This is a genomic window from Calothrix sp. CBUCES-K 9914, assembly GCF_059640475.1.
On record NZ_JBXXZH010000088.1, the window covers coordinates 25,984 to 32,528 of the forward strand.

Annotated in this window: 5 protein-coding genes; 3 read left to right on the plus strand and 2 right to left on the minus strand. The window is 39.1% G+C overall.

Features of this window, described 5'->3' with window-relative positions:
• Positions 1-117 precede the first annotated feature (117 nt).
• A complete protein-coding gene (locus tag AC2JBO_RS20235; protein WP_496955449.1) occupies positions 118-1,341 on the plus strand; it encodes an ATP-grasp domain-containing protein in 1,224 nt (407 codons plus the stop codon).
• Between the two features lie 175 nt (positions 1,342-1,516).
• Positions 1,517-2,407: a succinate--CoA ligase subunit alpha gene (locus AC2JBO_RS20240; RefSeq protein WP_496955450.1), complete on the plus strand. Its 891-nt coding sequence runs from the start codon at positions 1,517-1,519 to the stop codon at positions 2,405-2,407.
• A 92-nt stretch (positions 2,408-2,499) separates the two neighbouring features.
• Here the strand turns inward: AC2JBO_RS20240 and AC2JBO_RS20245 are convergent, their stop codons facing one another.
• Both AC2JBO_RS20245 and AC2JBO_RS20250 read right to left on the minus strand, forming a co-directional pair.
• The gene (locus AC2JBO_RS20245) at positions 2,500-4,398 is read right to left on the minus strand and encodes an ABC transporter permease (RefSeq protein WP_496955451.1); all 1,899 of its coding nucleotides are present in this window, start codon (positions 4,396-4,398) and stop codon (positions 2,500-2,502) included.
• A gap of 31 nt (positions 4,399-4,429) precedes the next feature.
• Positions 4,430-5,380 (minus strand): ABC transporter ATP-binding protein, encoded by a 951-nt coding sequence (locus AC2JBO_RS20250; protein WP_496955452.1) that lies wholly within the window; start codon positions 5,378-5,380, stop codon positions 4,430-4,432.
• A gap of 225 nt (positions 5,381-5,605) precedes the next feature.
• On the opposite strand from AC2JBO_RS20250, the gene AC2JBO_RS20255 reads away from it, so the two are divergent.
• Positions 5,606-6,178: a hypothetical protein gene (locus AC2JBO_RS20255; protein ID WP_496955453.1), complete on the plus strand. Its 573-nt coding sequence runs from the start codon at positions 5,606-5,608 to the stop codon at positions 6,176-6,178.
• Positions 6,179-6,545: the final 367 nt, after the last annotated feature.

Consider the following 6,545-nt stretch of genomic DNA (forward strand, 5'->3'; position numbering starts at 1 on the left):
ATTATAGAGAAAAAAATTATAGCGAATCAAAAGCTGTTTTTGCTTCTCTGATGCTGCGCGTGAGCTTATGCGACCGCAACATCAAAGGAGTGAGGTGGCATTTCTAAGGTGCGTGGCATGGATTTATTAGAGTATCAGGTCAAAGAGTGGTTTGGACAAATTGGCATTCCAGTACTGCCGTCACAGCGAATTGACCATCCTACAGATTTAAAGAGGTTAAAAATACCTTACCCAATTGTACTAAAATCGCAAGTCAATGGGGGAGCAAGGTTAAAAGTTGGTGGGGTTAGGTTTGTTGAGACAACAATTGACGCAATAGCAGCAGCCCAAAATATCTTTAATTTACCAATAATGGGTGAACTACCGGAGGTGCTGCTTGCGGAAGCAAAATATGATGCTGAACAAGAGTTGTATTTAGCTGTTGTAATTGATACAGCCATTTGCCGTCCAATTCTGCTGGGTTGTCAAGAACCTGACATTGATTTAGATTCCTCGGAGGAGAAGATGCAGCATGTAGTGGTCGAGGATGATTTCTCACCGTTTTATGCTCGAAGATTAGCGTTGAAAATGGGATTGCAGGGAACGCGAATGCAAACTGTTAGCGACGTTATCGAAAAAATGTACTATCTACTAATTGAGAAAGACCTTGATTTAGTTGAAATTAATCCTCTGGGTATAAATTCTAATGGTGAAGCAATGGCGCTGAATGGCAGCATCAGTGTTAACGAGCGTGCAATCTCTCGTCATCCGGATATTGCATTAATTGCAACTAAAATGGCTAACCGCTATAACGGGAACGGTAGACATGTAAATCTCAAAGAATGGGAAGGGGTGGAGATGCACGGCAAGATTGGAATTATGGGGAATGGTGCAGGCTCCGTATTAGCAACGATGGATTTAGTTACAAATGAGGGTGGTAAACCAGGATATTGCTTAAACCTACGTCATGCATCTCCTCTTGATACATCTCCAACGACGTTCAAAAGCCGTTTTGAGAAAGCTTTGAGAATTATGAGTACTGACAAAAGTATTCAGGTCATTCTGATTAATCTTTTAGGCAGTATTCCTCAAGCGCTTGAACTTGCAGAAGTTATGACAGAATTTGTGCATCATTATAAAAGCGAGCATAAATTAAACGGCGCGCGTGATGGAAACAAGCACAAGCGTGATCACTTTCCACGTTTCGTGATCAGACTAGCTGGTTCAGATCTTGATGGAGCTTTGAAGGAGTTAAAAGCATTCAAGCAACAAAGCGATATGGAAATAGTGATAGTAGAGAATTTGGATGAGGCAGTCAGTGAAGCTGTACGTCTTACTAAACCCCTAGCACATAAAAAATAATATGACTAGGCTGTGTAGATTAGATTTGCGTGTTAATTCTGTTGTGTCCGTAATTTGAATTTTAGTACTAATTCAGTACAAACTAAGTAACAATTAAATAATTATAACACTTTTACAGTGTCATTATTTCTCAGTCATGGCTACATTACTGAGCAAACAAACTATCGCGTTTTTTATGAACTTAACGCCAAACAGCAAAGTTATAATTCAAGGCTTTTGTGAATTCATATCGCCAACGCAAATCGCGCAGATGAAAGCGTATGGCACGAATTTAATCGCTGGGATCAATCCTGGGAGTGGTGGCAAGACGTTACACGATTTGCCGATATTCGATTTAGTTGAAGAAGTTATAGAGCAGTATGGGATAATTGACACTACCATTTTAAACGTGTATCCTTATGACGTTTTAGATGCAGCGTTAGAAGCAATAGCGTGCGGTATTCGTCAAGTTGTAATCATCTCACCTGGAGTTCCACCTTTGGATATGGTGCAGCTTTTGCGAAAAGCCGAAGCTACAGAAACATTGATAGTTGGTCCCAATAGTCCTGGTATTATCGTTCCTGGAAAAATTCTGTTAGGTATTCAACCTAGTGATTTTTATACTTCTGGTTCAGTAGGAATTCTTAGCCGGAGTACGACTTTAACTTATGAAATAGCAAGAGAATTAACTCAAGCAGGTTTAGGTCAATCGATCAGCGTTAGCATTGGCAGTGATGCAATTGTTGGCTCTTCTTTTATTCAATGGTTACAAATTCTTGATGAAGACGAAGCAACCGAAGCAATCGTGCTTGTTGGTCAACCTGGTGGTGGAAGTGAAGAAGCTGCCGCGCGCTACATAGCTGAAGTAATTGATACACCCGTTATCGGTTACATAGCTGGAAATGTTGCACCGCGCGGCAAACACTGGCGCCAAACAGGAACATTAGCTGCTGTAGTTGGAAGAGACGCTGACTTTGGCACAGCGAAAAGTAAACTAGCTGCATTCGCAGAAGCTGATATTCCAGTTGCCGAACGTCCATCACAAATACCAGAGCTACTCAAAAAAGTTATAAAAAAGAGTCATTAACCCGTAGCACAGGCGTCCCGCCTGTGAATTACGTGTAATAATTTTTACCACAAAAACGTAGAGACGCGATTAATCGCATCTCTACAAGGGTTTTATTTAAACGCTTGGGTTGCAGATTCACCCGCTAACTTAATTTGTTTTGCCAAGCGAAAGTTTAAGAATGCTAACACCATCACCTGAGTAAACAGGGTCATCAATACAGTTAACACACTTGTTGTACCTAAAGCTTCCCAAGGGTAACTTGAGAATAGCCACAGAACAGAGTGTCTCGCAACTGTATTATTGAGTATTGCCAATATTATTGCTGGTGCAAATAATAATGCGCTAGTTGTACCAAGTGCCCATAAATAGCGTTTCGATGTTTTTAACAACAGCATTCTTTGGGTAACAGTGGCGCCGATACCCCATAATATCATCAACAAGACAATACCAAGGATAGCTTTGAATCTACCAACATCATTAATTAGCCAGTCTATATTATAGTTACTACGAACATTGAGGTGTAAAGAAAGGGTAGTCCAAGTGATGATGGGAATAGTGATGATGAGCGAGTGAAGAGCAAAGGTAAGCAGTGCTGGACTTTTTTCGCCAAAAATTAAATCTCTAAGTAGAGAATTATGCCACCAACCTTTACGAGTGGAAGTGGTTTTATGACGGTAACGTGCCCAATCTTGAATTGTTTGGCGTTCATGGGAGAGAATAAATATCAAGCCAAACATGAGTGCAAAGTTGAATAGTGCAAATATTGGCCAGTTTTGTAAGATTTGGCTATTAATATCATAGTATGATGTTTCTGGCTTACCGGAGTTTTTGATGTATTGCAGTGTGAAACCCCATGTTAATAATTGTACAAGAGCAACTAGGAAGTAACTTTGTAGTTTACTAATTACAGATGTATTAGGGTTACGGAAACGTCGTAGAAGTCCTTGCCAAATGCCGTAAGTCCATAGACCATAATTAGCTAAATGCATTCCGACAAAGCTAGCTACATTGGTGCCTACTGGAATATAGAAAAATTGTATTTCTTTATATCCATTCAAAGACCCGCTATAACTGTAACGACTGGCAAAGAAATTAGGAAATAGATAGCTAGTTGCATCAATTGGACTAAACATTCTAAACCAAGCGATGCCGTTATTCAAATAACTATTATATTGAGCAGTTGAAAAAACACATGTTAAAAATAACAAAACTGCTCCGGCGCCTAACCAAGGTTGAAAACCACCTAAAAATCGTGTGACTAAGCTAAATAAACACGCAGCGCTGAAAAAGAAAATACAACTACCAATTAAAACAGCGTAGTAACTGAAAATATGACTAAAAGCAATACCTGTAGCTTTTCCAGTAAAAATATGAAAAGGAATCGCAAGCGCTACAAACAAGTAAATTAGAATTGGCACACCGAGAATTTTACCAGTTAAAACACTAACTTCAGACTGCGGACTCAGACGAATAAAATTGAGTGTACCTCGGCGCTCTTCTTGTGCTAAATTATTTATGAGTAAATAGCTTCCTGCAACTATTAACGTGAAAATGAAAATTATACTCAATGCTTGAAACATATATTCCCAATGGTCACGCCACCATTCGACCATATCAATTTTACCTTGTGGACACGGTTGTTTGTAGAGAATATTTTCGAGATTAGCTCGTTGATTTTTTACTTGTTGTAGCTGCGTTCGGACATTTTCTAATTTATCAGCATCAAAATATTTTTTACTACTGTAATGGAAAAAACTATCTTGTAGCTTGCGAAGAACTTGACTCAAGTCAGAAAGTTGCTCTTGATAAGACTTACCAATACCGCAATACTGCTCATTCATCCGATAATATTTATCGGGTATTTGTCCTAGTTGAGCAAGGAAAACAACAGCTTGAACGATTAAAGATATCGCACTGGTGACTAAAACTGGAAATATTTTAAGGCGCCCTTTTATTTCCCTAGTGAATTGTGGATTCCATTCACCAATTTTTTCAAGAAATTGAAGCATATATTTATTCCTAATTCCTAACTCCTAATTTTTAAGAAGCTTGTTTGTGACCCATTTTTAAGAAAATTGTTTCCAAATCTTCTTGTGTACAATGGAAATTAGTCAAAGGCACCCTTGCGTCAATCAAAGAACGTAATAAATCAGCACAGTCTTTTTGCTGACCAGAAAAATTTACCCGTATTTTATCTTTAGTAGGCATTACTTCCCACTCTTGTACAAATGGGTTATTTTTTAATTCTCCTAGCAACTCATCAATGTTTCCAAGAGTAGAAATTTCGATTTGCTGGCGAGAGAGACGTTGGTAAAGTTCCGTAAGCGATGTGCTTTCTACCAAATAACCCAATTCCATAATTCCTACAGATGTGCAAAGTTCAGCTAAATCACTAAGAACATGTGAGGAAATTAATATCGTCATCCCAGCTTCTTGGAGTGCCTTAATAATTTCGCGGAACTGCAAGCGTGCGATAGGGTCAAGTCCAGAAACAGGTTCATCCAGTAGCAACACTATTGGTTCATGAATAATAGTGCGTGCTAAACTTAAACGCTGTTTCATCCCACGCGATAGTGTAGAAATTAAACTATTACGTTTATTTCCTAGTTGAATTAGTTCTAGCACCTCGTGTAGTCGTTGGGTACGACGTGGTTCACGCAGCTTATATAATCTGGCGAAATATTCCAGATAATCCCAAACAGTAAGTTCATCGTACAAAGGGTAATCATCGGGTAAATATCCTAGACGACGCTTAAGAGTCGGGTTGCTTCTGTCGCGCGTCAGTCGGTTACCATCAATATAAATTTCCCCTTGTGTAGGTTCCTCAACTGCTGCCAACATTCTAATTAAGGTGGTTTTACCAGCACCGTTTGGACCGATTAAACCATAGACTGACCCGGCGCCTATTTCCAATTCGACCTCGTTGACAGCAATGTGTCGGTCAAACTGCTTAGTTAAACCTATAGTTTGTATTGATAATTCTGTCACCATAGCTGTACCAAGAAGCCACGTAAGTAAATACTAACTTAGCTTCTATTTACAAGGATTGTGACACCTGTTACGGAAAATGTAACTGTATTCATTAAAACTTTATATATCGATGATGAAAAATAATAAAGATTAATTTAAGCATTATTCTCTGCTGTTAGTTTGACAATAATAGTGGGAACAATGGAATTGTAAGCTTCAAAAACTCTTTTCTACACCAAATATTTTATGCTTTTCGACATCTCTGGAATCAGGTTGCACATGATTGGACAAACGGTTGCCCTTGCAATTGAGCATGGTAGGGAGTGGGGACAACTATTCTTGAATGACCTGTCTTGGAAAGGTAATAAAACCAAAATGGCGAAACACGCTATTAGCGAGTCAGCAATTTACACATTCAGAAACAACATTAATAATGAAATTTGTGGTGATTTTTTTTACACAGCAGGAATACCATCAGAAATTACAGCATTGCTGTACTCGCACATAAAACTCACTTCAACACTCTTTACCATTTATGGAATTGATACAATTCGCGCAACCGCGCATCCTCTGGTATTAGCAGCAGCATCAGGTGTCAGTGTTACAGAACTAGCAAATCAACTAGAAACATCCTCGGCGCCCTCCGCGATACAAAAAGCCTTACAATCGGTATCAAGAAACCAATTTGCAGAAATTAATAAATTATTGGGCGCCAGACTAATCGCCAAATTTAAAGAACAAAACACTGTAAATTACACAACATTAAACGACTGTGGAGATTGCGTAAAAGCATTTATTACAGCATACCATAGCGCGTAAAACCGTAGGTTAGGCATCCTGCCTGACCTACATATAATTTAACTACTGTTGTTGGCACTCTTGTATAGTCATCGCTGCCCATTTTTAATTACTCCATAAATTTTGCTATTCCTACTGGGCAAGTGCCTTTATAACCCCTTCAGCTGCGGTACATGTGAACAATCTTAAGTAACTCTTCTCTCTGTTACCTCCGTGTCTGGAGTGGTAAATATTATTTCTACCACTAGAACTTTTCTACAGGCGCCACTTCTCAATTTGGACAATGTTCTAAAATTAACCTTATCTTGTGGAACGGGCAGGATGCCATTGGCGTCAAGTTAAGAAAGATGGCGCCTTGTCAAGCAGGGTTCCTGCATATGGTTAACTC